This is a genomic window from Streptomyces sp. NPDC051172, from assembly GCF_040682555.1.
Lineage (GTDB): Bacteria > Actinomycetota > Actinomycetes > Streptomycetales > Streptomycetaceae > Streptomyces.
Window position 1 is genome coordinate 1 of record NZ_JBFBBE010000316.1, and the last position, 1,692, is coordinate 1,692.

Below are 1,692 nucleotides of genomic sequence, written 5' to 3' on the forward strand. Positions count from 1 at the left end.
AGCAACCACCTCGAGGAGGGACCCATGACCGTCCAGGACCCCACCGCCGTCGCCGCCCCGTGGCCGACGGAGGTGTTCCGCGCGGCCCGCGACCTGCTGGTCGAGTGCCAGACCGACGACGAGCGCGCCCGCGCCGAGTTCGAGTGGCCCCGCTTCGAGCACTTCAACTTCGGCTTCGACTGGTTCGACCGCCTGGCTCAGGACCCGGCCCGCGCGGACGTGCCGGCGCTGATCATCGCCGAGGACGACGGTCGCAGCACCGAACGCACCTTCGCCGAGCTCTCCGCGGCCTCCAACCGGGTGGCGAACTGGCTCTCCGCGCAGGGCCTGCGCCGCGGCGACCGTCTCATCCTCATGCTGAACAACCAGGTGGAGCTGTGGGAGTTCATGCTCGCCTGCATCAAGCTGCGGGTGGTCATGGTGCCCACCACCACACAGATGACCTCCGGGGACCTCGAGGACCGGGTGACGCGCGCCAGCGCCGCATGGGCCGTGGCCGGCGCCGAGGACCTGGCCAAGTTCGCCGGCGTCGGCGAGGACCTGCACCTGGTGCACGTGCCGGGCGTCTTCGCGGAGGGCCCGGCGCGCCGCGCCCCCGAGGTCGCCGGCCACACCGTGCTCTCCTACGACGACGCCGACGACGCCGCCACCGAGCTGACCCCGGCCGAGCCGACCCCCGCGGACGAGACGCTGCTCTTCTACTTCACCTCGGGCACCACCTCGAAGCCGAAGCTCGTGGAGCACACCCACACCTCGTACCCGGTCGGCCACCTCACGACGCTCTACTGGATCGGTCTGGAGCCGGGCGACGTGCACCTCAACGTGGCCTCCCCGGGCTGGGCCAAGCACGCGTGGTCCAACTTCTTCGCCCCGTGGATCGCGGAGGCCACGATCCTCGTGCACAACGCCCGCAAGTTCGACCCCGCGGCCCTGATGGCCAACATGGAGCGCTACGGCGTCACGAGCTTCTGCGCCCCGCCCACCGTGTGGCGCATGCTCATCAAGGCGGACCTGGCGCAGCTGACGACCCCGCCGACCAAGACCATCTCCGCGGGCGAGCCGCTCAACGCCGAGGTGATCGACCAGGTGCACAAGGCGTGGGGCACCACGATCCGCGACGGCTTCGGGATGACCGAGACCACCCTGCAGATCGCCAACACCCCCGGCCAGAAGGTCGTCATCGGCTCCATGGGCCGCCCGCTGCCCGGCATGGACGTCACCCTGCTCGACCCGCTCACGGGCCAGGAGGCCGAGGAGGGCGAGATCTGCCTGCGCCTGGACCCGCGTCCGGTGGGCCTGCTGAAGTCCTACTACGGCAACCAGGAGAAGACGGACGAGGTGTTCCGCGACGGCGTGTTCCACACCGGCGACATCGCCCGCCGCGACGAGAACGGCGTGCTGACCTATGTGGGCCGCGCGGACGACGTCTTCAAGTCCTCGGACTACAAGGTGTCCCCGTTCGAGCTGGAGTCGGTGCTGGTCAAGCACCCGGCCGTGATGGAGGGCGCGATCGTCCCCACCCCGGACGAGCTGCGACTGGCCGTGCCGAAGGCCTTCGTCACCCTCGCCCCGGGCCACGAGCCCACCGCGGAGACCGCGCGGGCGATCCTGCAGTTCACGCTCACCCAGCTGCCCCCGTACAAGCGCATCCGGCGCATCGAGTTCCTCGAGCTGCCGAAGACCATCTCGGGC

Annotated in this window: 1 protein-coding gene; it reads left to right on the forward strand. The window is 70.5% G+C overall.

Features of this window, described 5'->3' with window-relative positions:
• Positions 1-24: 24 nt before the first annotated feature.
• Positions 25-1,692: AMP-binding protein (locus tag AB0N07_RS50675; protein ID WP_365847731.1), on the forward strand; the 1,668-nt coding region annotated here is incomplete at its 3' end.